Below are 26567 nucleotides of genomic sequence, written 5' to 3'. Positions count from 1 at the left end.
CGGATCGGGGGCTTGCGTCAAGGCTTTACGATCAGTCACGGAACAGCGCCGTTTCGGCCGTCAGGACGGTGGGGGCGGTGAGCGCGCGGTCGAGATAGAGGTTGCGGGCTTCGCACGAGGTTTCGGCGACCAGCAGGCAGCTGTGGCAGGCGGCACCGCTCAGCGCGCGTTCGTCGCTATGGTGGTCGGGGTCGTGCTCGGCGCAGATCGGGTCGCCCGAGCATAGCGCCAGCCGGTCGAGCGCGCGTTCGGCGATGGCGCCGAGGCGGGGGAGGACGGCGACGAGGCCGCCCAGCGTCCCCTGCGCGCCGGTCGAGGCGGTGTAGAGCAGCAGGCCGTAGCGTGGGCCGTCTTCTTCGAGCACGGCGTAGAGGCGCTCTTTCAGCGCGGTGGCGGGGTAGCCGCAGTCGAGCGCGATCTCGTTCATCAGCGCGTGGGAGAAGCCGTGCATCGCGTAATAGGCGAGGTTCGGGAAGCGCAGCTTGTCGCCATAGGCCTGTCCCTGGCGCCAGCGTTCCCAGCCGCTCCACAAGGCTTCGTGACGGGCGGTGACGGTGGGGCGGGCGAGCCAGGCGGCGATGGCTTCGGGGTCAAAGCGCAGGAAGATGCCTTCGCCCAGCTGTTCGACGGCGGGGAGCCAGTCGAGGTCGTGGGCGAGGGCGGCGCCTTCGACCGCGACGTGCAGTTCCTCGAGGTCGCCGTCGATCGCGGTCGGGGCGGCTTCGAAGCGGGTGAAGCCATAGAGGCAGGCAACCTCGCGCAACCGGTGCACCGCGACGACCGAGGCGATCGGGGCGAGGCGCGGGCGGTCGCCGTCCCATGCATCGCGCGGCAGGGTGCGGGCGTGGAGGCGGGCGTCGGGGGCGTCGGTGCCGATCTCCGCGAGGCCGGAGGCGAGGAGGTCGAATTCGGCGACCTTGGGTGCCTTGGCGAGGGTCTGGTGGCCCGTCGCGCGCAGTTGCGCTACGCGGGCGACGATTTCGGTGTCGCTCCATCCCTCCAGCGCCGCTCGGAGCGACGGGTTGGCGCGGCGGGCGAGGGTCATTTCGGCTTCGGTCGTGACCCAGTCGATCGCGTCCATCTGCCCCTCGACCAGCCGGGTCAGTTCGTCCTCGGCGGCGGGGAGCGAGATGACGGTCAGCACCTGCGGGAAATAGGCGTTGGTCGCGGTACGGGTGAGGAAGCGGAGATTTTCGCCGCATTCCGCATCGTCCTTGTTCAGCCATGGCCGTCGTCCGCGACATTTGCCGAAGCGTCCATCGGCCTGGGCATCGCGCAGCGACAGCGATGCGCCGCAGCCGCAGGTGATGCGGGTCGAGGCGGGATCGCCCGAGGTGCCGCGCTCCTCCAGCCAGAGCGGCTGCACGCAGCGGCCGGGCTGGTCGACATGGACGGCGTAGGACCAGTCGATGTCCTGCAAATGCCCCTTGTGACAGCCCGCGACGAAGCGGATCGGGGTGACGGGTACGCGGCAGCCGTCATCGTCGGTGAAGTCTGCCCGCCCCTTCGGATTGAGGTCCTGCCAGCGGACGAGGCGGCGGCGGCGGATGTCGCCCTTCGTCTCCGCATCGCGCGCGACGAACCATGCGGGGAAGATACGCGCCTCGATCCCCGGCGGCTCGCCCGTACCGCTGCGTCCCTCGTCATCGGCAGGCGGGGTGCGCAGGGTCAGCTGCACGTCGTCGGCGAGCCGCCCGGTCGCCCGCAACAGCGTTTCGAGCACGGCGGTCGCACGCGGTTCGTGGACCGGACGCCAGCTGCCGCGTTCGCGCATGTGCCACAGGTCCAGCCCGCCGATCACGACCGATCGCGTGGGCAGGTCGACCATCGCGCCGGGACCGAAACCGAAGACCAGCTGCGACTGGCGAAGGGTAATGCGCTTGCCGCTCATGCCATGTCTCCTGCGCCGCTGACCCGTTCGCCGTTCGGCCCGCGCGGCTTGACCAGCACGCCGGGTTCGACGTCGCGCATGCTGTAGCCTGCCTGGAACCGCCGGTGGGCGGGCGACAGATTGGACAATGCGGGATCGAGCGGCGGGTGGAGCAGCCGGTGCGGGCGGTCGTCATAGGTGAAGCGCCCGCCGGCCATCGTGCCTTCGTCGGCGAGCATCATCCAGTCGTCGAGCAAGCCATCGACGGTCGCCGCCAGCCGGTCGCGTCCGCCGTCGATGGTTGCGGGCGCGCGCTCGACCAGATGCGCGACCACCGCCGCGCGGGTGTCGGGTGCGTTGGCGAGGGCGGCGACGGCGGCGGAGGGCGTCAACGACGGGTCGAGATGGCGGGCGATGGCGACGACCACGGCGGCGAGCGACCGGTCGAGCGCGCGCGCCGACCATGGCGTCACGCTGGTCGCCTCCACCGCGCGGTAGAAGGTGTCATGGAAATGGGTGAATTGTTCGAAGTGCATGCGGTCGCGCGGGCGATGGACGTTGAGCACGACGGCGACGAGGCCGGGGCGGGCGGGGTTGCGGCCGACGCGGCTGGTCGCCTGAATATATTCCGCCGCCGTCTTGGGTTGGCCCTGCACCAGCATCAGCCCCAGGCGGTCGATGTCGAGGCCGACCGAGATCATGTTGGTCGCCAGCGCCACGTCGACCGGTTCGCCGGTGCCGTCGAAGCGGGTTTCCAGCCGGGCCTTGGCCGCCGCGACCTGATCGGTCGAGACGCGTGAGGTGAGTTCGACCGGTTCCCCCAAGCTGCGGTTGCCGAAGGGGTGGTCGACCGGTTCGATCCGGCGGCGGCGGTCGCCATAGTCGGTCAGGCGCGCGGCGACCTCATCCTCGACGATCCGGCGCGCGCCGCCCAGTTCGCGCAGCGCGTTGAAATAGCAGAGCGCGGTGCGATAGGCGTCGGCGTCCCCTTCGGCATCGGCCAGCCCCTGCGCCGCGCCCAGCAAGGTCACCAGCGTTTGCAGGAACACCAGCTTCGGCCCGCGCCCCGCCGCCGCGATGCCGACATACCAGCGCGCCGGATCGTCGGCGCTTTCGGGCTTGGTCAAGGCGAAGAAGCTGTCGCGGCGGTCGATGCCGGGCGGCGGGAAGATGCGGGTATCGTGGCGGTCGAACAGCGCGCGGATCTGATCGCGGGCGCGACGGACGGTGGCGGTCGACGCGATGATCTTCGGCCGGACGCGCTGTCCGTCGATCCGGCGCGAGGCGAGGCGGTCGATCGCCGCTTCGTAGAGGCCCGCGACGGTGCCCAAGGGGCCGGAGATCAGGTGCAGTTCGTCCTGCACCACGAGGTCGGGGGGCAGGAGCCGGTGGCCGTTGTCGAGCGCGCGGCCCTTCCCCGGTTCGGCGGCGCCGTAGAAGCCGTCCGCATCGGCGCGATCGACATGGCCGAAGAATGCGCCGGCCGCGCCGTTCCATGGCAGCGCGGCGAATTTGTCGACGGTCGCGATCAGGAAGGCGGGCAGGCGGCGATAGATCGCCTCGTCCACCGTCACGATCGGCAGGGGGCGGTCGCCGGTGAACGGGCAGTCATGGTTGACGCAGCGCAGTTCGAGATTGGTCGGCGCGTCGCTGTTCGGCACGCAGCGAAAGCTCTGCGGCGTGAAGGCGGTGTCGCACCACGGACATGCCTTGATCGGGGCGGGGGCGCGGGAGTCGCGGCCGCTGGTATAGGCGCGGACCCGTTTGACGGCGGTGCCTTCGGTCTTGTCGCCCTTGCGCCCCAGCCGGTTGGGGCTGGCGTCCGATCCGACCCATAGCCCGATTTCGATCGGCCAGTCACCAAGCAGCGGGCGGGCGGATGCGTCGCGATAGTCGGGTCCGGTGCGCAGCAGTTCGAGCGCGCAGACGAGCCCGGCGGCGCGGCCCAACTGGTCGAGCGTCAGCAGGCGCAGCGTATAGCGCATGATGACCGCGACGCCGGCACCGAGCAGCCCGCTGGCCCCCAGCCGCCGGAGCGCGATGGTGAAGGCGGCGAGGCCGAGATACGCCTCGGTCTTGCCGCCGCCGGTCGGAAAGAACAGCAGGTCGGCGGTGTCGCGGTCGGGGTGACGCGGATCGGCCATGCCCGACAGGTTGAGCAGGAGGAAGGCGAGCTGGAACGGCCGCCAGGTCGGCTGGGTGTCGGTCGGGCGGCGGGCGCGGGTCGCATCAGCGACCGCGCGGTTGGCGATGGCGAAGGCGCTTCGGACGGTGGCGTCGCGTTCGAGCAACGCGATGCCGGCAGCGATGCGGTCGCATGCTTCGGCCTGATCGGCGATCAGTTGCTGCGCGGTGCGGACCCGTTGGGGTGCGGTAGCGATGTCGGGGGCGGTGGTCGCAGCGTGCTGGTCGGACGACCAGGTGCGATAGGCGGTGACGAGCGGTTGCAGGGCGATGGCCAGTGCCGTGCCGTCGCCGGCGAGGCCGGACAGGGCGTCCATGCCGAAGGTGACGTCGGGGACGGGTGCCGCCACCGTCCGCTCGACCGCTGCGCGCGGCAGATGGGTGGTGTGGACGCTTCGGACCGCGCCATCGGGGTCGGCGACATGGCCGGTGGCGCAGCCGAGGCCGACCGCATAGGCCGCGCTGTCGCGATAGTGCAGGTCGGCAAGCTGGTCGTCCCAATCGTCGCGGGCGATGCGCGACAGGTCGTGCTGCGCGACGAAGCCGGTGGCGCATGTCAGCGTCAGGCGCACCTGATAGGCGTAAGCGAGGTCGCGGTAGCGCGAGGGTGGCTCCAGCCGTTTGTTGACGAGGAAGACCGTCACGACCTGCACGGCGCGCGTCGTGCCATCGGCGCGGCGCAGCGCGAACGGGCGGGCGCGGATGGCGAGTTCGAGCGCGCCGCCGGGGCGGGCGGTAGCGGCCGATCCGACGAGGGGCATACGGGCGATCCCGTCCGCCTCGCGCGGGATGCGCAGCGTTTCGGTGGCGTGGCGGGGCACGCGCCGCCAGCCGACCGGTGCGCCATGCGGTTCGGCCCCGCTTTCCAGCATGTCGGGCGGCAGCGGCGGTTCGGGGGCATAGTCGCCCCAGTCGATCGTGACCGACAGCGTGTCGACCGAGGCATCGACCATGGTCGATAGGCCGATGGTGCCGGGCAGGAAGCGGCGCCGCGCGGCGGGTGTTTCGGGTTCGTCGTGATCGCCTGCCGCACCGCCCGCGCCGAACCCTTCGTCGGGGAGCAGGCCGTCGATCTCGTCCCATTCGGCGTCGGGGGTGTCGCTGTTCTCGGCGGTCAGTTCGCCGGAGGGGGCGATATAGCCCGACAGATACCAGCGCGACGGGCTTTCGCCCGGTGGCAGGCGTTCGGTGGCGAGGTCGGCATCCTCCGCCTCGCTGGGGCCGATCAGGTTGCGCCGGAGCCGCGCGACCAGTTCGTCGCGTACTCGTGCCGCGTTCATGCCATCCGCTCCATTTTCGCGCGTTCCTCGTTCAGTCGCAGCAGCCGGGCCAGCACCGCATCGCGAAACGGCGCGTTCCAGAACAGACGGCCCCGGTAGCGGTGGTCGTCTTCGGTGTCGGGAGCGAGGAAGACCGGCGCGGCCTGCGCGGCAAGGTCGTCCCAGCCATAGGCGGACAGCACCGCGCGATCGATGGCGGCGTGCAGGTCGCGAAGCTCCACGATGTCGGCGTCGGTGTCGGTTGCCCGGTGGAAGCGGTTATAGGTCGGGGTCATGCCCTGATCGCGCGCGATCATCAGTTGCGCGCGGTGGTCGTGGTAGGACTTGCCGGCGGCTTCGAGGGTGGGGTCGGTGTCGAAGGCTGGCGGCAGGGGGAAGGTTTCGAAGCAGTCGGACGGGGTGTAGCGCAGATCGTCCTTCATCGAGGATGCGAAGGCGCGTGCCCAGACTTCGTGGACACGGGATTGCAGCGTGGCGAAGGCGGCCATGGAGTCGAAGGCGAGTACCGACAGGGTGTTACCGAAAAGGCCGTTATTGCCGACGCGGACCAGCGCCCAGTGCGGGGTCGCAGCGCAGCTTGTCACGAACAGACTACTCAGCCTGCGGGTAGCAGCATACAGGCCGGGTCGAGGCGCTTCGTAAAGCCACCAGCGATCGCGCGTGCGCGGATTGCGCACCGTGTCCCGATACGGCTTCACCACGTTCCGAAGCAGCTCGACTGCTTCGGGAAACCTCGTTTCAGCTTCCTCCAACGATAGACCGGTAAGGTCGATGGCGTAGCGGAAGGGACGATGGTGAGGGTCGTTATAAACTTCCTCACCGCCCAAGAAGGAGCGGATGACCGCCCGCGATGCCGGTGCGCGCGCAAGTAGTGCGTGCATGGCGGCGATGGTGTTGTCCGGGCTTGCCGGCTTGTCGTCGCGGAACAGGAAGCCAGGGCCGTAAACCTTTGTGCCTTCGAAAGCCGTGCCTGCATTGGCCTGCAATTTAGTTGGTGATCCATCCAGATCGCCCTCCATCAGATAGGCCGAGATGCGGCGGACCGGGCGGCCGTCGAGGATGGGCGGGGTCGTCGTCGCTCCCTTCGTGACGAAGACCTGTGCGACGACGACCGCCGCTTCGCCTTCCCAGACGTGGCGGCTGACGGCGCGGGTGATGGTGCCGCCGTCGGCGAGGATGCGGGTGAGGCCGGTGTCGCGGGTGTCGCCCTGCCGGATGGTGTTGGTCGCGATCAGGCCAAACGCGCCGCCGATGCGCAACAGGCTGAACGCGCGGCGGAAGAAATGGGCGGCGAGATCGGCATTGCCGTGCGCGCCGTCGTGCAGCGTCTTGAGCCAGTCGGGATAGGCGGCGGCATTGCCCGCCGCGATGGTGTTCTTGCCGGCGAAGGGCGGGTTGCCGATGATCGCGTCAAATCCGGGATTGGGGCGGCTGAAAACGTCCTCGAACGCGAGTTCCCAGTGGAACGCCTCGATCCCGATCGGGGGAGCGCGGAGAGCCGCCTGCCATGTCGCCAGTTGCGCCCAGCTTTCGGGGGTGGGGGCGAGGACGCATTGCTGCACCTCGGCCAGTTTTGCCGCGCGGTCGCGGGTCTTGTTGGCGGCGAAGTAGGACCAGAGTATCGCATCGGCGACGAGATGCGCCCGGGTGAGCGCGGTGGTTGCCGCCCGGTGCCGGCGTTCCTGCGCGGCATAGGGGGCGATCTCCGCCTCCTGCCGCATCAGCCGGCGCAGTTCGGCGGCGGCGTCGATGCCGTCGCGCACGATCGCCTCGACAAAGCCGTGCTGGCGCGAGACGCGGTCCCAGGTCACCGCGACGATCTTTGGATTGGGCAGGCCGACCAGGCTGTCGCCCGAGCGCAGTACCGCGTCGAGAAAGGTGAATTCGTGCGCGCTGGCCAGCGTCTCCAGCCAGAGCGAGAGTTTCGCCAGGTCGATGGCGAGGGGGTTGCGGTCGACGCCGCGCAGGCAGTGCTGCGCCACCAGCCGCTTGGCATGCAGCAGTTCGTCCTCGTCCGCCGGGATGGTCGGGCGCTGCGCGGGCCAGCGGGTCCAGGCGGCGACGAGGCGTTCGCCGAGCTGGCGGCACGCGTCCACCAGGAACGCGCCCGATCCGGCGGCGGGGTCGCAGACCTTCAGGTCGATCACGTCGGCGGGGCCGGCATCGGGACCGATGCGGGCGAAGGCGGGGGCAAGGGCATGGGCGACGATCGGGCCGGTCAGGCTGGGCGGGGTATAGTGGCTGCCGGTGCGGCGGCGTTCCTCGGTCGGTTGCAGGATCGGCGTGCCGGCCGCGACCGGATGGCCGCGCGGCGCGGCGCGGTGGTCGGCGACGGGGGCGAGGGCGGCGGCGAGCGACGTCGCGTCGGTGGCGGTGCGTAGCGCGCGGGAAACTGCGGTCGGCCAGCCGCTGCGGCCGGTGGCGGTCTTCAGCCACTTCTCGCGCTCGCTGGCCGGTGTGGCGGCAAGGGCCGATAGGTCGACCCAAACCGGCACGCGGTTCGCCTTGCCCGCGCGGATCGCCAGCATCGCCGCGGGGGCGCACTCGGCGGTGAAGCCCATCACGGTTTCATAGACCGACCCGATCTGTTCGACGCTGAGCGCGCGATAGTGGAGCCGTTCGCCTTGGTCGATCAGCAGCGCGTCGAGCATGCGCAGCACACAGCCGTCGCCGACCGGCAGCACCGCTTCCGGATCGTCGGGGCTGTCACGGCCGAGCAGGAAGGGGAAGGCGTCCTCGTCGAACAGCTTGCCGCCGCGCGCCTGCATGAATCCCGACGGATCGCCGCGCCCGACCAAGCGGAACAGCGCGATCAGCTGCCCCCAGGCGCCGCGGCGTTCGTCCATTATGTCGGGATAGAGCGCGGCATCGTCGCGCAGCCGCAGGTGGAGCGCGCCCAGCGCATAGCCCTGTTCGTACAGCGTCGCCGCCGCGCCGCCGGGCTGCGAGGGCATCAGCGCGCGATCCTCGGCATAGAGAATGAAGATCAGGCGGAGCAGGACGGTCAGGAGGCCTTCGTAGAGATGCTGCGGCCGGTGTTCGGCGAGCGCGCGGATGCGGGCGGGATCGGCGGCGTCGAGACCGCGCAGCAGTTCGTGCAGCGAGGCGAGCACCTGAACGGCGAGGCGGCTCGATACGTCGGCCTGCGCGGCACGGCTTTCGGCGAGGAGCGCGGGGAGGCGGTGCGAGGGCGGGCCGGTGAAGAGGGCATGGGTATCGAGCAGCAGCTTCAACCCCGCCAGCATGCCGCGCCCGGCGACATCGGACAGGGCGTGGAGCGGCCAGCTCATATGGCCCGACACTTCGCCGCGCGGGGCGACGACGAGGCGCAGGATCGGTTCGACGGTCGCGCCTTCGCGGCGGCCGGTTTCGCGCGACCCAAGGATGACGCCCGCGCCGATGCCGGTTTCGCGCAGGAGGCGTTCGAAGCGTTGCTGCGCCGTCGCCTCCCATCCATCGAGCGTGCCGCGCCGGTCGAGCAGCAGCCCCGGCGCCTCGATCCGCACCAGCAGTTGCGGGGTGCCGTCCGCCGCCAGCACCGCCCAGTCGGGTTCGAGCAGGACGTCGAGTTCGGGGAAGGCGATGCGCAGCGTGTCGGGCAGGGCGGGGCCGCCGGGCGCTCCGGCGACGCGTGCCGCCGGCCAGCCGAGAACGTCGCGGAAGAACGGCCACGGATCGGGTTCGGCCAGCGCCGCTGCCACCCCCGCGCTGTCGGCGGCGTCCTGCGGCGTGACCCATGCGCCGATGCGAGTCAGCGCCGCGGGGGCGACGACCAGCCCGACTGGCTGGAGGTAGCCGATCCAGTCGTGGGGACCGGTGGTCATGCCGTCGGCCAGAGATAGACCAGCCCGATCGGCTCCAGCCGGGTGGCGTGGATGCGGGCGGCGGCGCGGAGGCGTTCGGGTTCGCGGACCAGTTCGTCGTCGAGCCGGGTGGCGGCGCGATCCCAGGAGCGGCGGTCGGCGGCGCGCTGCCGTGCTTCCGCAGGGTCAAGCAGCAGGTCAAGCTGTCCGGTATCGGACCCGCGTTCGCGCAGGATCCGGGCGATGCGCTGTTTGAGCAGCGTCTCCAGCCCCTGCGCCTCGGCAGCGGCGCGGCGGGTGAGGTCCTGCGCGACACGGGCGGCACGGGCGTCGGCGCGTTCGGTCAGCGCGGGGCGGAGGTCGGCGACGTTGCGCGCGGCGTGGGCGGTCGCGATGCGCACGGTGTCGGGGTCGGCGTCGGTCGCGTCGCGCAGCGCGGCCAGCAGTTCGTCCAGCACGCGCGCTTCCGCCTCGCGTCCTTCGGCGAGCGGACGCAACGGGGCGTCGTCGCGCCAGTCGGCGGCGACGCTCAGCACTTCCTCATGCAGCCGGGCTGCATGTTCGCCGTAGAGGGCGAGGCGGCCGAGCAGGACGACACGGGGGCTGGCGGTGGTCGCGGTGCGGATGACGCAGCAACGCTCCAGCCCCTGCCGGAACCCGGCCGACAGGAACCGGCCGAGGAGGCGTCGGACGAGGCGGTGTTCGAGGTGAAGCTGTACAACATCGCCGGCGTCGCGGCCGTCGTGCAGGATCGCGGGCGCGAAGCTGATGCGGCGGACGGCGGCGTCGGGACTGGCGCGCCATTCGCCGGGACGCTCGCCGGGCCGGACGGGGCGTGCGCGCAGTTCGTCGATCAGCGGGGTCCAGCTGGGATCGCCGGCGAGGCGCGGTTCGTCGAGCGCGAAGACGGGCGTTTCGCCGACCGTACCGGGCATGGTCCATGCGCCGCCCGATCGGTTGAGCGCGAGTTCGACCACCGATTGCAGCTCGTCCGGGTCGACGCCGACCCGCGTGCGTGCCTTTTCCAGCGCGCCGGCCAGATCGGCCTGTTCGCGGCGCAGGCGCGCCAGGCGGGCGTCGGCGGTGTCGTCGAGGTCGCGCACGGCGGCGGCGACGCGGGCATCGGCCTCCGCATCGCGGATGCGGGTGGCGAGGTCGCGGGCCCCGTCGCGGTCGATGCCGCTGCGGAAACTCTCGGCGATGCGGTCGCCCAATACCTGTCCGGCGGAGCCGAGCTGGCGCCGGATCGCCTCCGTCTTGCGGACCAGCGCGTCGAGCACGACGTCCTCGGGCCGCTGGGCATAGGTGAAATAGCGGCAGGTGACCGTGTCGGCCGGTTGCAGTTTCCGGTCGATGCGGCCGTTGCGTTGTTCGAGGCGCGACGGGTTCCAGGGCAGGTCGACATGGATCAGGTCGTGGCACTGCGACTGCAGGTTGATGCCTTCGCGCGCGGCGTCGGTGCAGATCAGGATGCGAAGCGGGTTGGTCGGATCGTTGAAGGCGCGCTTGATATCCTCGCGCCGTTCGGTCGAGGTGATGCCGGTGAAGCTGTCGATCCGTTCGGCTTCGTAGGGGTCGGCGGGGTCGGTCAGTACCGAGAGCTGGCGCTGGAGCCAGCGGCGGGTATCCTCATATTCGGTGAACAGGATCAGCCGCCGGTCGCGCCAGCCGCCATCGGCGTCGAGCAGGTTGGCGCGCGCCCAGTCGACGATCCAGCGGACGCGCGCGTCGGGGGCGGTGCGGGCGGTTTCGGCCAGCGCCAGCATCGCGGCGGCATGGGCGCGTTCGGCGGCGAGGCGGGCGGGCGGGGTGTCCCGTGCGCCGGCCAGTGCTTCGGCGCGGGCGCGGGCTTCGTCGCTGCGGTCGAGCAGGTCGAGCGCGGTGTCCTCCTGCGCGGCGAGGTCAGGGGCGTCGGGTTCGGGGTCTTCGACCGGCGTGGTCGCTGCCGCCCCGGCGATGGCGCGGTCGAGGCCGTCAATATGGACCTTCAGCGTGCGGGCGAAGGCGGGGATCGAGGAGAGGAGGCGCTGTTGCAGGCCGACGAAGCCGAGGCGTGCCTGCGCGCGGCGGGCGGGGGGCAGGGTGGCGATCCGCGCCTCGCGCAGGGCGCGATAGTCGGCGAGCATCGCGGCGAGCGCGAGTTCGGGGGCGGTTTCCGGCAGATGGTCGAGGACGATCGGTTCGACCAGGCGTTCGGGGAAGCGTTCGCCGAGTGCGCGCAGGTCGCTTTTGAGGCGGCGGACCATGACCGGTTCGAGGTCTGCGGGCCGCACCGCGACCCCGCGCGTGAAGCGCTGCGGATCAAGCAGTTCGAGCAGGGTGGCGAAGCTGTTCGGGTGGCCGTTATGCGGTGTCGCCGAGAGGAACAGCCGATGTTCGAACCGGTCGGACAGGTCGCGTAAGGATCGGGTGAACTGGCTTTCGATCGCATAGCGCCCGCCACCGGACGGGGCGGCATGATGCGCCTCGTCAAGGATCAGCAGCGAGCGGGCGCGAAAATCCTCCAGCACGTCGCGCAACGGAGCGACATAGGCTTCGTCGCCCAGCAGCCGGTGCGACAGGATGAAGCGCGATCCCGAGCCCCAAGGGTTCGCGCCATAGCCGCGACGGCGGCGCAGCGCTTCGAGATGGCGGGCGTCGATGATGTCGAAGGCGAGGCCGAACTTGCTCTGCAATTCGTCGCGCCACTGGCCGGTCATCGCGGCCGGGGCGAGGACGACGGTATAATCGACGCGGCGGCGCAGCAGCATCTCGCGCAGCACCAGCCCGGCCTCGACCGTCTTGCCCAAGCCCACATCGTCGGCGATCAGCAGGTTGACGCGCGGCAGGCGCAGCGCCTTGCGTAAGGGCAGCAGCTGATAGGGATCGAGCCGGATGCCGGCGCGGAACGGCGCCTGGAACAGGTCGCGTTCGGCCGCGGTCGCGGTGCGCCAGCGGACGGTGCGCAGATAGGCGGAGAAGCTGGCGGCATCGCCGCCGAGCACGCCGCCTTCGCGGCCGAGCGAGGCCCATGCCTCCTCATCGTGCAGCCGCGCGTCGACCTCCGCGCTCCACAGTATGCGGGCATCCTCGCCGCTGGCGTCGTCGTCGATGCAGGCGAGGCGGTGGCCGTCATAGGGGCCGTCGGGCTGCGCCTCGACCATCCACAGCCGCCCGCGCAGCGACACGAACTGGCCGACGCCGGGCTGGGGCGTGCGGATGCTGCTGGCCATGACGGTTCCCCTCTCGGGCGCGAGGGTGGGGGGCGGGGGCGGGGGGTGCCAATGGCGGTTGGGTCCGGTTTCGCGGTGATGGGCGTCGTTGGGATATTCTTCCCGAACAGGTGGAGGATGATCCGTTGGTCAAAAGCCCATCCGTCACCCCGGACTTGATCCGGGGTCCCGCTTGCCTGCGCGGGCGTGGCAGAAGAAGGGGGACCCCGGATCAAGTCCGGGGTGACGAGGGGGGGCGGGTCGTCGCTGAATGTCGGCCGGTCACTTCCGGAACATCCGTTTCGGATCAATTGCCTTGCCGCGAACGCCGGTAGCGTCGACCATGCCGGGATGGAGATGCCGATGATGCCCGACCTGCAACGCCCCTGGGCCAAGCTGTTGCGGAACGAGGAGAAGGTCGTGGTGGCCGCGCTGCCGCTGGTCGATCATTGCCTCGACGTCGGGGCGGTGGCGGAGATCGTCTTGCAGGCGTGGCGCGGTCCGCTGGAGGCGGCGGCGGGGCGGGCGCTCGGCGAGCAGGATATCTCGCGATTGGCGGTGCTGGCGGCGCTGCACGATCTGGGCAAGGCCAATCGCGGGTTTCAGGCGCGGATCGATCCGGCGGCGGAGTTGATCGGTCATACCGGCCAGGTCGCCGCACTGCTGAACCATTCGAAGCTCAAGCGGACGCCGGCGGCGGTCGCGTTGCAGGCGATGATCGACGACTGGGATGCCGAACAGCATTTCGCGGCGGTGATGGCGCATCATGGCAAGCCGCTGGGCGAGTTTCACGAAGCGGCGACGTCGCTCGATTGGGGCAGGCATAACCGGCATTGGATGCCCGAGGGGGACGGCGATCCTGCTGCCGCCGTCGTGCCGCTGATCGAGGCGGTTCGCGAACGCTGGCCGCGGGCGTGGGAGGCCGGGCCGCCACTCCCGTTGGCGCCGCGCTTCGTGGCGTTGTTTGCCGGGCTGGTGACGCTGGCGGACTGGCTGGGATCGGACAGCAAGCGCTTTCCGGTGGCGGGGCCGCATGGTGCAGAGCGGGTCGCCCTGCGGGCGGAGGCGGCGCTGGCGGCGGCGGAGGCGCGGGGGCTGCTGGCGCTCGACACGCCGGCGGGCGATTTCGTCGCGGCATTCGGCAATGCGCCCTACGACTTTCAGACGGCGGCGGGCGATTGGGGGCCGGTCGCGCTGATCGAGGCGGAGACGGGGTCGGGCAAGACCGAGGCGGCGCTGTGGCGCTGGCTGGAGCTGCGGCGCGCGGGACAGGTCGACGGGCTGTTCTTCGCGCTGCCGACCCGGTCGGCGGCGGTGCAGTTGCAGCGGCGGGTCGATGCGATGCTGACCTCGGTATGGGGGGCGGATGGTCCCCGCGCGGTGCTGGCGGTGCCGGGGTATCTGAAGGCGGGCGATGCGAGCGGGCAGGCGTTGCCGGGCTATGCGGTGCGCTGGGACGATGGCGCCACGGGCGAGGAGCGGTGGGCGGCGGAGCGGGCCAATCGTTTTCTGGCGGCGCGGGTGGCGGTGGGGACGATCGATCAGGCGTTGCTGGGGGTCCTGCCGGTCAAGCATGCGCTGTTCCGGTCCAGCGTGCTGGCGCGCAGCCTTTTGGTGGTCGACGAGGTCCATGCGTCGGATGCCTATATGACCGGGCTGCTCGAACGGCTGCTCGACCAGCATGGCGCGGCGGGCGGGAAGGCGTTGCTGCTGTCGGCGACGCTGGGATCGGGCGCGCGGGCGCGGCTGTTGCGGCAGACGCCACTGTCGCCCGAAGCGGCGGAGGCAGTGCCCTATCCGGCGTTGTCGGGGCGCGGCGTGGCACCGCGGGCGGCGCGCGGGGCGACCGGACGCGACAAGCAGGTCAGGGTCGAGGTCGCGCCGATCATGGAGGATGCGTCGGCGATCGCGATGCGGGCGGTGGAGGCGGCGCGCGACGGGGCGGCGGTGCTGGTGGTGCGCAACAGCGTGGCCGGGGCGGTCGCGGTGGCGCAGGCGGTGGCGGAGCTGGCGCCCGAACTGGCCTTTGCGGTGGAGGGGGTGGCGACGGTCCATCATGGGCGCTTTGCGGCGACGGACCGCGAAAGGCTGGACACGGCGGTGACCGCGGCGTTCGGCAAGGGGCGCGGGCGTGGCGGGCGGGTGCTGGTGGGCACGCAGACGCTGGAACAGTCGCTCGACATCGATGCCGATCTGCTGCTGACCGATCTCGCGCCGGTCGACGTGCTGCTGCAACGGATCGGGCGGTTGCATCGGCATGCTCGGGCGGAGCGGGGGGCGTTTGCGGAGGCGCGGGCGATCGTGCTGCGGCCGGCGGAGCGGGATTTGACGCCGTTGCTGAAGGGGCGGGCGCTGCACGGGCTGGGCGGGGCGAGGCGGGTGGCGCCCTATCCCGACCTGTTGCCGGTCGAGGCGACGCTGGCGCTGCTGGAGGACCGGCCGGACATCGCCATTCCGCGCGACAATCGGCTGCTGGTCGAACGGGCGCTGCATCCCGAACTGCTCGACGCACTGGCGGAGCGGCTGGGGGTGGCGTGGCAGAACCACCGCAACGAGCGCAACGGCGGCGCGGCGGTCGATGCCCAGGCGGCGGGGCAGGTGGCGCTGGACTTCCGGCGGCGCTTTACCGAATGGCTGCCGTTCGACGGGGGCGAGGCGGTGGCGACGCGGCTGGGTGCGCGCGACCTGCTGGTCGATCTGGCGCAGCCGTTGGCCGGGGCGTTCGGGGGGACTGTCGACCGGATCGCCATTCCGGCGTGGATGGCGCCGGGCGTCGGGGATGCGGCGGTCGAGGCGAGAGATGCGCATGGGTTCTCGATCGGGTCGTATCGCTTCGCCTATGACCAGTGGGGCCTGCGCAAGGCCGATTGAAATATGCGTGCGGGTATAACCGGCGGTCATGGGCCGGTTGACGTGGGAAGCGGATCGTTTGAGGTTCGCGCTTTGCCGTGTCCGGAGTAGCCATGACCGCATCCGCCGCCGCTGCGGTCCCGCCCGCCGACGCCGTCGTCCATCCAGGGCGCAGCGCGATGCTGCTCTACGGGCTGCTGGGCTTTTCGGCCGGGCTGCCCTTCTACATGTTCTCGACGGTGCTGGCGCTGCGGTTGCAGGCGCATGGCGTGGCGCTGACGGTGCTGGGTTTCTTCGCGTGGGTGCAACTGCTGCCGACGCTGAAGTTCGTGTGGGCGCCGCTGCTCGACCGGTACGATGTGCCGGGGTTCAGCCGCTTCTGGGGCAAGAGGCGCGGGTGGATCATGCTGGCGCAGCTGGGCATCGTCACCGCGATGGGGGCGATGGCGTGGACGGCGGATGACGCCAGCCTGCCCGTCACCGCGCTGTTCGCGGTGCTGCTCGCCTTCTGGACCACGACGCTGGAGGTCGCGGCCGATGCGTGGCGTATCGAGCTGTTCCCGACGCAGGACCAGCAGGGGCCGATCGTCGCCGCGAACCTGTGGGGATACCGCACGGCCATGGTCGCGGCAGGCAGCGGGGCGTTGTTGCTGGCGGACAATGGCGGGTGGACACTCGCCTATCTGCTGATCGCGGTCGCGGCGTTCCTGCCGTTTCCGATCCTTGCCGCGATGCGGCCCGAGGACGGGCGGGGCGGGGGGCGGATGGTGGCGCTGACCACCGGAATTTTGGGCGGGGCGGTGATCCTCGTCGCCGCTTGTGCCGTGACCGCTGCGGTCGGCTATGTCCTGCTGTCGGCGGCCGAGGGGATCGGGATCGATGCGAAGAGCAACGTCACGCCCTGGGTGCTGGGGCTGTGCATGGTGCCGTTCGTCGCGATGGCGGCGGGGTTGCCATGGATCCGCAAGGCTCCGCCGACCGCGCCGATCCGCACCTCGACCGCGATCGGGCCCTATGTCGATTTCTTCTGGCGGTTTCAGTATGCCGCGATCCTGCTGATGGTCTTCGTCTCGCTGTACCGGATGGGCGACGTGCTGGCGCTGAACCTGTCCAAGCCGATGATCAAGGATTTGGGCTATACGCTCAGCCAGATCGGGCGGGCGGATGGCGTGGTGGCGCTGGCGGCGAGCATGGTCGGCGTGGGTTTGGGCGGATGGATGGTCACGCGGCGGCCGATGCTGTGGGCGCTGGCGGTGGGGGCGGTCGTGGCGGCGATCGGCAATTTCGGGTTCGTGTGGCTGGCGCATCAGCCGGTCAGCGAGGCGATGCTGTATGTCGCCACCGCGCTCGACCAGTTCGGCAACGGCTTTGCGGGGGCGGTGTTCGTCGTCTATCTCTCGCTGCTGGTGAATCCGCGCCATCCGGGGGCGCAATATGCGTTCCTGACCGGCTTTGCTTTCCTGTTGCCGCGGATGCTGGCGGGGGCGGGGGGATCGATGGTCGGGGTGATCGGCTATGACGGGTTCTTCCTGCTGTCGGGGGCGGTGAGCCTGGCCGCGATCCCGTTGCTGCCGGCGCTGGCGAAAATCCGGGCGCGGGAGGATGATGCGTGATCGATCGGGCCTTTGCCGAAGCGGCGCGCTATGTCGCCGAGGGGCGGATACCGGGGGCGACGCTGGGGATCGTGACCGCCGAGGGCGCGCGGGAGGTGCGGGTCGCTGGCCTTGCCCGCCGGGTGCCGGACGAGGTGCCGCTGACCCGCGCGCATTGGTTCGATCTGGCGTCGGTCAGCAAGGTCATCGCGACCACGCGGTTCGTGCTGCAACTGGCCGACGAAGGGCGGATCGATCTCGACCGGCCGCTGACCGATGCGATCCCCGACCTGCGGCAATATGACGTGGGCGGCGCGGCGGAGCGGCGGCTGACGTTTCGCGACTGTCTGGTCCACCGGACGTTCCTGCCCGCGGTCGAGCCGATCTATACCTATGGCGACGATCCGGCGCGGCTGCGGGCGTTCGTGTTGCAGCGCGAGTGGAAGCACGGGCCGGCGGTCTATTCGGACATCAACTTCATTTTGCTGGGGATTGCGGTCGAGCGTATCACCGGCGCGGGGCTGGACGCGCTGCCGCTGGGGCCGGGACTGAGCTGGGGGCCGCCGCCGGGGCCGGCGGTCGCGACCGAGCATTGTTCGTGGCGCGGGCGGGTGCTGGTGGGCGAGGTGCATGACGAGAATTGCTCGGCGATGGGCGGCCGGACCGGGCATGCCGGGCTGTTCGGGACGGTCGACGGGGTGCTGGATTTCGCAGCTGGGCTGCTCGACGGGAACGGGGCGTCGGCGGCGATGCTCGACGCGATCCGGACGCCGGTGGAGGGGCATCGCACGGCGGGGTGGGAGATCCGTTTTCCGGGGTGGTCCGGCGGGCAGGCGTGCTCGGCGGGGACGATCGGGCATACCGGGTTTACCGGGACGGGGTTGTGGGTCGATTTCGAGCGCGGGCTGGCGTGGACGCTGCTGACCAATCGAGTGCATCCGACGCGGCATTTCGATAGCGGGATTTTCGAGTTGCGGCCGGCGACGGGGGATGCGGTGGTGGCGGGGTTTGATGCGATGTCAAAGGGTTAGTGGATTTGGGGGGCAAAGTTCACTAAGTTCACACTCGTGGCGGTTTTGGGTGGCGTTTGGTTTGGGGCGGGTTGCGGCGGTTCGAAAGAGCGTCCGCAGGGTTAGCTGAGGCGGCGTTTGTAGGAAAGCAGAGGGTTCGTCGCTTCTACGTGGGCCGGGGCCTCGTGTGGCGAGGCACGCGCTTCGCTACGGGGAGATCCCAGCCTTGGCTGGGATGACGTTTGGGGCCGGAATGGAGGCGGCGTTTCGGCTTTTGCGGAAGAAGAAGCGGGACCCCGGATCAAGTCCGGGGTGACGGTCGGGGAGCGTACCCCCGCGTAGGCGGGGGTTCAGATCCGCGGGCGGTGTCGTTTGTTGCCCTGGGCCCCCGCCTTCGCGGGGGTACGGTGCGCCTTACGCCGCTTCGATCACCTCGCGCAGCACGCCCAGAAACTCGCTGGCCAGCGCGCTGGGCGGGCGGTCTAGCAGGTGCATGGCGTGGACGTCGAAGGTCAGCGAGGGCTTCAACGCACGCATGGCGAGGCCGTCGGCGAGCGAGGCTTCGGCGGTGAAATTGTCGACGACGCTCAACCCCACGCCCGCGCGGACCAGCGCGGCGGCGATGTAGAAGGTGCGGGCGGAGGCGACCTCCTGCAATTCGATGCCGAGGCGTTCGAGTTCCTGTGCGAAGAGCTGGCCGATGGGACCGCTGGCCGCCAGCGTGATAAAGGGGTGGCCGACGAGTTGCGGCAGGTCGATCCGCGCCGCCATGCCGGGCAGGTCCGCCTCGCGGTAGAGGACGACGAGTTCGCCTTCGCCCAGCCACACCTTGCCGAGCGGAGCGCCGCGCGGGACTTCGGCGGCGATGGCGATGTCGGTCTCGCGTTCGTACAGCTTGCGCAGCAGGTCGTCGTGATGGACGGTCTGCAGGTCGAAGCGGACGTCGGGGCGCCTGGCCATGAAGCGGGCGACGGCGGTCGGTAGCGCGCCCAAGGCGAGGCTGGGCAGCGCCGAGATGCGCAGCGTCGCGCCGCCGCCGCTGCGCAGGTTGCGGCCGGCTTCGCGCAAGGCACGGACGCGTTCCTGAATGTCGGCGACGTCGCCGAACAGGGCATGGGCGTCTTCGGTGGGCACGAGGCGGCTGTTGGTGCGCTGGAACAGTTCGAAGCCCAATAGCGTCTCGGCATGGCGCAGCGTTTTGGAGACCGAGGGCTGCGAGATGTTGAGCGCGCGGGCCGCCGCACTGACCGATCCATTGACGTAGACCGCGTGGAAGATTTCGATGTGGCGCAGGTTCATGTCGCCACTTGGCCCCGATAGCGCGCCTCGTCCAGCCCGTGTTCGGCGCGCGCCACCAGTGTCGCGACGGTCAGGTTGGCGCTGGCCGAGGGGACGGTGCGGGTCATGTCGAGCAGCCGGTCGAAGGGGAGGACGAGGCCGACGACCAGCGCGGTCTGTTCCGCGCCGACCCCGACCGCGCCGAGCATCGCCGCCAGCATGAACAGCGAGGCGGAGGGAACGGGCGCGGTGCCGAAGGCGGCGAGGGCGCCGGTCGCGAGCATGACGCCGAGCATCCAGGCGTCGGGAACGATGCCGAGCGCCTGCAACGCGAACTGGCCGAGCAGGCCTACATACATCGCCGTCCCGTCCTTGCCGATGCTGGCGCCCAAGGGCAGCACGGTCGAGGTGATGGGCCGGGCGATGCCGAGATTGTCCTGGCTGACCCGGAGCGCGACCGGCAGGGTGGCCGAGGACGAGGCGGTCGAGAAGGCGACGATCAGCGCATCGACGATCCCGCGAAAGAAGCGCACCACCGGCAACCGCGCGACGAAGCGCAGCAGCCCGGCATGAAATGCCATCTGGGTCAGCGAGGCGAGGATGACGCACAGCGCCAGCCAGCCGACATGGACGAACACCGCCGTGCCGCCGCTTGCCACCGCATTGGCGATGAGGGCGAGGACGCCGAACGGGGTCACCTCCATCACGATGCGGACGAGGTGGAGCAGGACGGCGGCAAGCCCCTGAAGGAGGGCGACGACCGGCTTGCCCGCTTCGCCCGATACCACGCTGGCGATGCCGAGCAGGACGGCGACGAAGATGATGGCGAGCATGTCGCCCTTTGCCAGCGCGTCGACGATATTGACGGGGACGATGCCGAGCAGCTGGTCGGCAGGCGTGACGGGCGGGCCGAGGACGTGCGGCGCGACACCCGACAGGGCGATGCCGCTGCCGGGTTGCAGCAGCAGGCCGAACCCCATGCCGATCGACACCGCGACCAACGTGGTGAAGGCGAACAGCGCGACGGTTCGCCCGCCGATGCCGCCCAGCCGGCGCGGATCGCCCAGCGAGGCGATGCCGGCGGCGATGGTGATCAGGACGACCGGCACGACCAGCATCTTGATGAGGCGGACGAACAGGTCGCCGACGATCTTGATCGCCGCAGCGCCCTCCGGCCACAACAGGCCGATCACGACGCCGAGGAACAGCGCGGCGACGACGCGCTGCCACAGGGGGATCGCGAACCAGCGGCGCATCAATTGCCCCAGAAGCCCGGCGTGGCGGGCGACAACATGCCTTCATGGTCGGTGACGCCGCCTGCGCGGTCTTCGCTCAGCCACAGCGGACCGTCGAGATCGACGAACGACGCCCGGCCGCCCAGCTGCATGGCCGGCGCGATGCCCAGCGACGAACAGACCATGCACCCGACCATCAACCCGAATCCCTTTGCGTGCGCCCTGCCGGCCAGCACCAGTGCTTCGGTCAGCCCGCCGGTCTTGTCGAGCTTGATGTTTACCACGTCGTAGCGGCCGGCGAGGCGGTCGAGATCGGCGGCGGTGTGGAGCGCTTCGTCGGCGGCGATGGGGACGGGGCTGTCGAAGGTGGCGAGGTCATGATCTTCGCCGGCGGGGAGCGGCTGTTCGAGCAGGTCGACGCGCCATTCGATCAGGCGTTCGCGTAAAGACCGGAGCGTGTCGATCGTCCAGCTTTCATTGGGATCGACGATCAGGCGGGGCAAGGGCGCGACGCTGCGGATCGCGGCGATCTGGGCGGCGGGGTCGGTGCGGTCGACCTTGACCTTGAGCAGGGGCACGGTCGCGACCTTGGCCGCTGCGCGGGCCATGGCGTCGGGGGTGTCGAGGCCGATGGTGATGGCGGACGGCAGCGCAACCGGTTCGTCGAGGCCGGCGAGGGCGGCGACCGTCGTGCCGGCGAGGCGGGCTTCGAGATCCCATAGCGCGCAGTCGACCGCGTTGCGCGCGGCCCCGGCGGGGAGCAGCGCGGCGAGGTCCTGTCGGCCGGCGCCGTCGGCCAGCGCCGGGGCGATGGCGCGGATCGCGGCGATCGTGTCCTCGATCGTCTCGCCATAGCGGGCATAGGGGACGGCTTCGCCTCTCCCGATCGTTCCGCCTTCGCGAAGGGTGACGGTGACGACATCGGCCGCCGTCTTCACCCCCCGCGAAATGCGGAACGGGGTGCTCAGGCCGAAACGGTCATGGGCGACGTCGAGGTGTCGAAGCATGTCTGCATCCAGTCGATGATCGGGTCCGCGCCGAAGCGATAGGGATCGGTGCAGGGCAGGCCGTGGGCGTCGGCGGTCTGCGCGCACAGGCGGCGCGCCTCGTCCTCGGGCAGCTTGACCGTGTTGAGCGCGATGCCGACCGCCTGCACGTCGGGGCTGGTGAGGCGCGCGACCGACAGGTTGGCGGCGATGCACTCGGCGATGCCGGGGACGGCGTAATGGGGAAGCCCGCGCATATGCTCGCGCGCCGGGTCGTGGCACATCACGATCGCGCGCGGCTGGGCGCCGTGGAGCAGGCCGGTCGAGACACCGGCGAAGGACGGGTGGAACAGCGATCCTTGTCCCTCGATGAGGTCCCAGCCGTCATCGCTGCGCGCCGGGGTGATCGTCTCGATCGCGCCCGAAATGAAGTCGGCGACCACCGCGTCGACGGGCACGCCCGAGCCGGCGATCAGGATGCCGGTCTGTCCGGTGGCGCGGAAATCGGCAGTGATCCCGCGGGCGACCATAGTGCGCTGGAGCGCGAGGGTCGAATACATCTTGCCGACCGAACAGTCGGTGCCGACGGTCAGCAGGCGGTTGCCGGCGCGCTTCTTCCCGTTGCCGACCGGCAGGTTCGCGGGGGGATCGCGGACGTCGAACAGCTGGACGCCGGCTTGCCGTGCGGCATCGGCGATTTCCGGCACGTCGCGCAGCCGCTGGTGCAGGCCCGAGGCGACGTGCATGCCGGTGGCGATGGCGGACAGCGCATCGCGGATCAGCGCGTCGCCCATCTTGCCGCCGGCATTGGCGATGCCGAGGATCAGGGTGTTGGCGCCGGCTGCGCGGCCTTGCGCGGCGTCCATGCGTGGGAGGCCGAGCGTCAGCGGGCAGTCGTCGTGGCGCCATTCGCCGACGCATTCGTCCGGGCGGAAGGCCGCAACCCCGCGCGAGGTCTTGATGCCGACCGCGTCGTCGGAATGGCCGAGATAGAGGAGGAAGGGACCGGGGATCATCGCGCACCCTGCTGGCTGTATGGACCATCGGGATAGGGCGGGGTGGCCGCGCGCGTCATATCGTGCTGTCGCGGGGAGGTATAGCGTTGGGTTATGGGTGGTGCTGTCGCAACGAACGTCGTCCCAGCGCAGGCTGGGATCTTGCGGTAGTACGGCGCGCGCCTCGCCGCGGGAGGCCCCAGCCTGCGCTGGGGCGACGGTGTTGTCGCACCCGTCACCCTGGACTTGATCCGGGGTCCCGCTTCCTGGCTGGCGTTGGAAGAAGGAGAAGCGGGACCCCGGGTCAAGCCCGGGGTGACGTGAGGGTTAGGTGGTGGGGCAGTTCTTCGGCGTCGGGCGCAGCAGGGCGCGGCCGGGGGCGGCGCCGGTGGTGGCGCCGTCCTTGAGCGCTAGTTTGCCGTTTACGAACAGCGCCTTGACGCCGGCGCTGGGTACGCGCGGGTTTACGTAGGTGGCGCGGGGGGCGTAGTTGACCGGGTCGAACACGACTACATCGGCATAATAGCCGGGTTTGAGGTAACCGCGATGGTCCATGCGGTACATGTCGGCGGTGGCGCCGGTCGAGCGGTGGATGAAGTCGCGCATCGTGATCACCTTCCGCTCGCGGACATAGACCTGATATTTGCGCGGGAAGGTGGCGTATTGCCGCGGATGGCCGTTCGATCCGTCGGAGCTGGTCACGACCCAGGGCTGCCGCATGATGAGGTCGGCATCGGCGTCGATCATGTTGAAACTGGCGACCGAGACGCCGGCCGGTTCCTTGCCCGTGGCATCGGCGACGCGCAGGATCTTGATCGCGGCGTCGATCGGGTCGAGCTTCCACGCGGTCGCCATCTGGGCGAGCGTCTTGCCGGTCCACGGCATCCCGGCGCTGGTCAGCAGCAGCGAGTCCGCGCCGCCGCGCCGGCGGAGATTCTCGGCCATTTCGACCTTGATCTTCGCCAGCGTCGCCGGGTCGTCGAAGCGCTGGATCAGGCGCGGATAGCCGCCGTCGTTCGCCCAGCGCGGGACGAGCGAGGCATCGACGCTGGAGCCGGAGGCGAGCCACGGGTACTGGTCGGCGGTGACGTTCTGCCCGGCCTTGCGCGCGGCTTCGATCGTGGCGATCAGTTCGGGGGCCTTGCCATGGACGTCGACGCCCAGCGCTTTCAGATGGGCGATATGGACCGGCATGTTCGCCTGCCGTCCGATCTCGATTACTTCTTTGGTCGAGTTGATGAGGCCGATCGAATAGTTGGATTCGTCGCGCTGATGGGTGTCGTACATGCCGCCGCGAATCGCGGCTTCGCGGGCGATGGCGACGACCTCGTCGGTCTTGGCGAAGCTCTGCGGCGCGTAGAACAGGCCGGTCGAAAAGCCATAGGCGCCTTCGCACATCGCCTTGGCCACCAGCGCCTTTTCCTGCGTCAGTTGGGCAGGGGTCGGGGCGCGGTCGTCCTGTCCGAGCACGCGGCCGCGCACCGATCCGAAGCCGACGAACGGCGCGACATTGGTGCCGATGCCGCCGGCCATCAGCTTGCGCGCGTCCTCCGCGACGTCGGGCGTGCCGTATCCGTCGACGCCGATGACGATGGTCGACACCCCCTGCGCCAGCCAGGGGAGGTTGAGACGCTCCTTCGCGTCGGTCGAGCGGATATAGCTGTCGGGATGGGTATGGGCGTCGATGAAACCGGGTGCGACGATCTGGCCCTTCGCGTCGATGATCTGCGCCGCCTGCGTCCGGCGGGTCGGGCCGACATAGACGATGCGGTCGCCGGCAATCTCGACATCGCCGGTGATCGGTTCCGCGTTCGCGCCGTTATAGATGGTGCCGCCACGGATCACGATGTCGACCCGGGGCGCGGCTGCCACGGCCGGACCGGCGAGCGCGGCGAACAGGGCGATCAGGGGCAGGCGCTTCATCGGCGAATCCTTCTGGGCGGGGGCATCAGCGTAGCACGGCGCGCGGCCTTGCCGTCCACCGCCGTGCGGCTGAACAGCAGGGGCAGCGTCTGGCCGGCGATCCACGGGGTGTACTGGTCGCGGTAATGGGGGCTGCGCGGGTCGTTCGACTGGCCGGGCAGGTTCAGGAATACCGAATTGTCCCATGCGCCGACGTCGATGACCTGCAGATAGCTGGCTCCGCCGCCAACGCGCCAGCCGGGGCCGTCGCCCAGCCAGCGTGCCATGACGGTGTAGCTGTCGCCGCCCGATCCGCCGCCCTCGATCGGGGGGAAGGCGGCGGCAATGGCGGGGATGCGCGACAGCGGGTGAGCGATGCGGACCTGATGCAGCTTGCCCCAGCGCCATGCGGCAGGGTCGCGGCCGAGCAGCGACTGCGCGCTGGTCCATGCGGAGGCGAGCGCGTCGCGTAGCATCGCGTCGCGGGCGGTGGCCGGTAGCCGCGCATCGGGTTTCGCGAGGATGCCGAGCAGGACCGAGGGGTCGATTTCGGTCACCAGCGACTTGGCCCGGTCGGGGACGATGGCAGCCAGCATCCGCTTGCCCAGATCGCGCCACAGGATTTCGAACAGCGCGGCGGGGCCACTGTCGGCAGTCAGGCGGCCGTCCCAGCGGCGCAGCATGTCGCCGGCCGGGGAGGGTGTGGCGGGCAATAGCGCGATCAACTGGCGTGCCGGGGTCGAGACCGTGTCGAACTGCAACGCGACGCTGTCGGCGATGCTGTGCTTCGGCTGGGCGGCGAGCACGTCGGCGATCCGTTCGTAGCGATAGGGCGCGCGGAACGAGAAGGCGGGGATGCGGTCGCGCGGCCAGTCGGCGGGCAGGTTGTTCTGGTTGGCCGAGGCGAACCAGCCCTTCCTGGGGTTATATTCGTTGGGCAGCGACGCGAAGTCGCGCATGCCGGTCCAGTCGTAGCGGCCGTCGCCCGGCACCGGAAGCAGCCCGTCGCCGCGCTTGCGCACCGGTGCGAAGCCGATCACCTGCCATCCGGTATTGCCCTGCGTATCGGCATAATGGAAATTGGTCGGCGAGGGGTGGAGGCGGAACGCCTTGCGTAGCGATGCCCAGTCGCGCGCAAGGTTGATGGCGACCATCGCGAACGCGCCGCCGCCGCCCGGCTGCATCGCGATCGACGCCAGCACGCTCGCGCGGCGCTTCGCCGGATCGTGCGACACGACCGGCCCCTGCACCGAATAGCGCAGCGTCGCGACGTAGGGGGCGGTGCCCTTTACGGGGATCGCGATGTCGATCTTGGTAAAGCGTTTCCAGCCGCCATTGTGGCGGTAGCGTTCGGGATCGGCAGGATCGAGTTCGAGGATGAACAGGTCCTGCTGGTCGATATGGAAGTTCGTGCGGCCAAAGGCGAAGCGGTCGGTATGGCCCTGCATGATGCCGGGCAGGCCGGGCGCGCCGCCACCGATCACGTCAAGGCCAGGCGCGGTCAGGTGCGCGACATGGCGTGGGCCGAAGCCGCCGATGCCGAGATGCGGGTCGTTGGCGAGGATCGGGCGGCCGGTCGCGGTGCGGTTGCCCGCGACGGTCCACGCGTTGCTGCCGGCATTGGCGCGCTCCATCGGCCCTTCCGCCGGATCGCGGACCGGGGTGTCGGGACCGAAGGGCAGGCCGCCCTGCCGCAACACGCCGAGGTCGGCGGGCGAGATGGCGGCGGTGTCGAGGCCGTCGGGGACGGTCATCTGCCAGTTGGGACGCAAGGGCGCGACGATCGCGTCGAGGTCAAGCAGGCCGATCGCGGCCAGTTGCGCGCGGCGGATTTCGTCATCGGCATTGCCGATCGCGCCACCGCGGGCGAGCACCATATCCTCGATCGCCCATTTGATCGGCTGGACCCCGAGGATCGTGTATTCGGGCGGAAGCAATGCCGGGTCGGCCAGCACCTCGTCGATGCGCGCGTTGATACCGGCGATATAGGCGCGGGTGCATTCCAGCACGTTGGCGGGCACCTTGCGCAGTTCGGCATCCAGGTCGCCGCGATAATGGAACAGGCGGGCCGCCGCATCGTGCCGGGCGAAGTCCGCACCGAATGCTTCGGCCAGCCGGCCCAGTTCCCGCCGGTGGCCGAGATCGATCTGGAACAGCCGGTCGCGCGCGACGACATAGCCCTGTCCGTAGAACGCGTCGGGGATGGTCGCGGCGCGGATATGCGGCACGCCGTAAATGTCGTCGACGATCTCGATCGGGGCGGAGAGGGTGTCGGGCGCGGGCGCGGCACCCGCGACCATCGGCACCAGCGCGAACGCGGCGGCCGATCCCTGTAAAAAGGCGCGGCGGTTCATCATCGGCACTATCCTTCGCTGCGATCGACCCGACCCG

At 70.3% G+C, this 26567-nt stretch carries 13 protein-coding genes; 3 read left to right on the top strand and 10 right to left on the bottom strand.

The window, feature by feature from the left end; genetic code table 11:
• Nucleotides 1-31: 31 nt before the first annotated feature.
• The 4 genes from drmB to drmD are packed head-to-tail and all read right to left on the bottom strand — an operon-like array spanning nt 32 to nt 12349.
• The gene (gene drmB / locus AVT10_RS07870; protein WP_066689730.1) at nt 32-1891 is read right to left on the bottom strand and encodes a DUF1998 domain-containing protein; all 1860 of its coding nucleotides are present in this window, start codon (nt 1889-1891) and stop codon (nt 32-34) included.
• Entirely contained in the window at nt 1888-5334 is a 3447-nt protein-coding gene (gene drmA, locus AVT10_RS07865; protein ID WP_066689729.1) for a DISARM system helicase DrmA, read from the bottom strand. Before drmA ends, drmB begins: the two co-directional genes overlap by 4 nt.
• Nucleotides 5331-9158, bottom strand: a complete 3828-nt coding sequence (locus AVT10_RS07860) for an Eco57I restriction-modification methylase domain-containing protein (protein WP_232307928.1) — start codon at nt 9156-9158, stop codon at nt 5331-5333. The genes drmA and AVT10_RS07860 overlap by 4 nt, the downstream gene beginning before the upstream one ends.
• Entirely contained in the window at nt 9155-12349 is a 3195-nt protein-coding gene (gene drmD, locus AVT10_RS07855) for a DISARM system SNF2-like helicase DrmD (RefSeq protein WP_066689728.1), read from the bottom strand. Before drmD ends, AVT10_RS07860 begins: the two co-directional genes overlap by 4 nt.
• Before the next feature lie 342 nt (nt 12350-12691).
• Here drmD and cas3 point away from each other — a divergent pair, with 342 nt between their 5' ends.
• The 3 genes from cas3 to AVT10_RS07840 all read left to right on the top strand — a co-directional run bounded on the left by cas3 (nt 12692) and on the right by AVT10_RS07840 (nt 17801).
• Entirely contained in the window at nt 12692-15199 is a 2508-nt protein-coding gene (gene cas3 / locus AVT10_RS07850) for a CRISPR-associated helicase Cas3' (protein WP_164523931.1), read from the top strand.
• A gap of 92 nt (nt 15200-15291) precedes the next feature.
• The gene (locus AVT10_RS07845) at nt 15292-16791 is read left to right on the top strand and encodes a permease (protein WP_066689727.1); all 1500 of its coding nucleotides are present in this window, start codon (nt 15292-15294) and stop codon (nt 16789-16791) included.
• Complete coding sequence (locus AVT10_RS07840; protein ID WP_066689726.1) at nt 16788-17801, top strand: serine hydrolase domain-containing protein; 1014 nt, start codon at nt 16788-16790, stop codon at nt 17799-17801. Before AVT10_RS07845 ends, AVT10_RS07840 begins: the two co-directional genes overlap by 4 nt.
• 393 nt (nt 17802-18194) lie before the next feature.
• On the opposite strand, the gene AVT10_RS07835 is transcribed toward AVT10_RS07840, so the two are convergent.
• From AVT10_RS07835 to AVT10_RS07810, 6 genes are all read right to left on the bottom strand, one after another.
• Entirely contained in the window at nt 18195-19079 is an 885-nt protein-coding gene (locus AVT10_RS07835; RefSeq protein ID WP_066689725.1) for a LysR family transcriptional regulator, read from the bottom strand.
• On the bottom strand, nt 19076-20314 hold the full coding sequence (locus AVT10_RS07830; protein ID WP_066689724.1) for a dicarboxylate/amino acid:cation symporter: 1239 nt from the start codon (nt 20312-20314) through the stop codon (nt 19076-19078). Before AVT10_RS07830 ends, AVT10_RS07835 begins: the two co-directional genes overlap by 4 nt.
• On the bottom strand, nt 20314-21300 hold the full coding sequence (gene dgcA, locus AVT10_RS07825; RefSeq protein WP_066689723.1) for an N-acetyl-D-Glu racemase DgcA: 987 nt from the start codon (nt 21298-21300) through the stop codon (nt 20314-20316). Before dgcA ends, AVT10_RS07830 begins: the two co-directional genes overlap by 1 nt.
• Nucleotides 21258-22295 carry an N-acetyltransferase DgcN gene (gene dgcN / locus AVT10_RS07820; RefSeq protein ID WP_066689722.1) on the bottom strand — a complete coding sequence of 346 codons (1038 nt, stop codon included), beginning with the start codon at nt 22293-22295 and terminating at the stop codon, nt 21258-21260. The genes dgcA and dgcN overlap by 43 nt, the downstream gene beginning before the upstream one ends.
• A 306-nt stretch (nt 22296-22601) precedes the next feature.
• The gene (locus AVT10_RS07815; protein WP_066689721.1) at nt 22602-24197 is read right to left on the bottom strand and encodes an N-acyl-D-amino-acid deacylase family protein; all 1596 of its coding nucleotides are present in this window, start codon (nt 24195-24197) and stop codon (nt 22602-22604) included.
• Nucleotides 24194-26533 (bottom strand): penicillin acylase family protein, encoded by a 2340-nt coding sequence (locus AVT10_RS07810; protein ID WP_066689720.1) that lies wholly within the window; start codon nt 26531-26533, stop codon nt 24194-24196. The genes AVT10_RS07815 and AVT10_RS07810 overlap by 4 nt, the downstream gene beginning before the upstream one ends.
• Between the last annotated feature and the right edge of the window lie 34 nt (nt 26534-26567).

This window comes from Sphingomonas hankookensis, from assembly GCF_001619955.1.
GTDB lineage: Bacteria > Pseudomonadota > Alphaproteobacteria > Sphingomonadales > Sphingomonadaceae > Sphingomonas > Sphingomonas hankookensis_A.
Note: the sequence above shows the minus strand (reverse complement) of the source record. Positions and strands in the feature narration are given on the sequence as shown.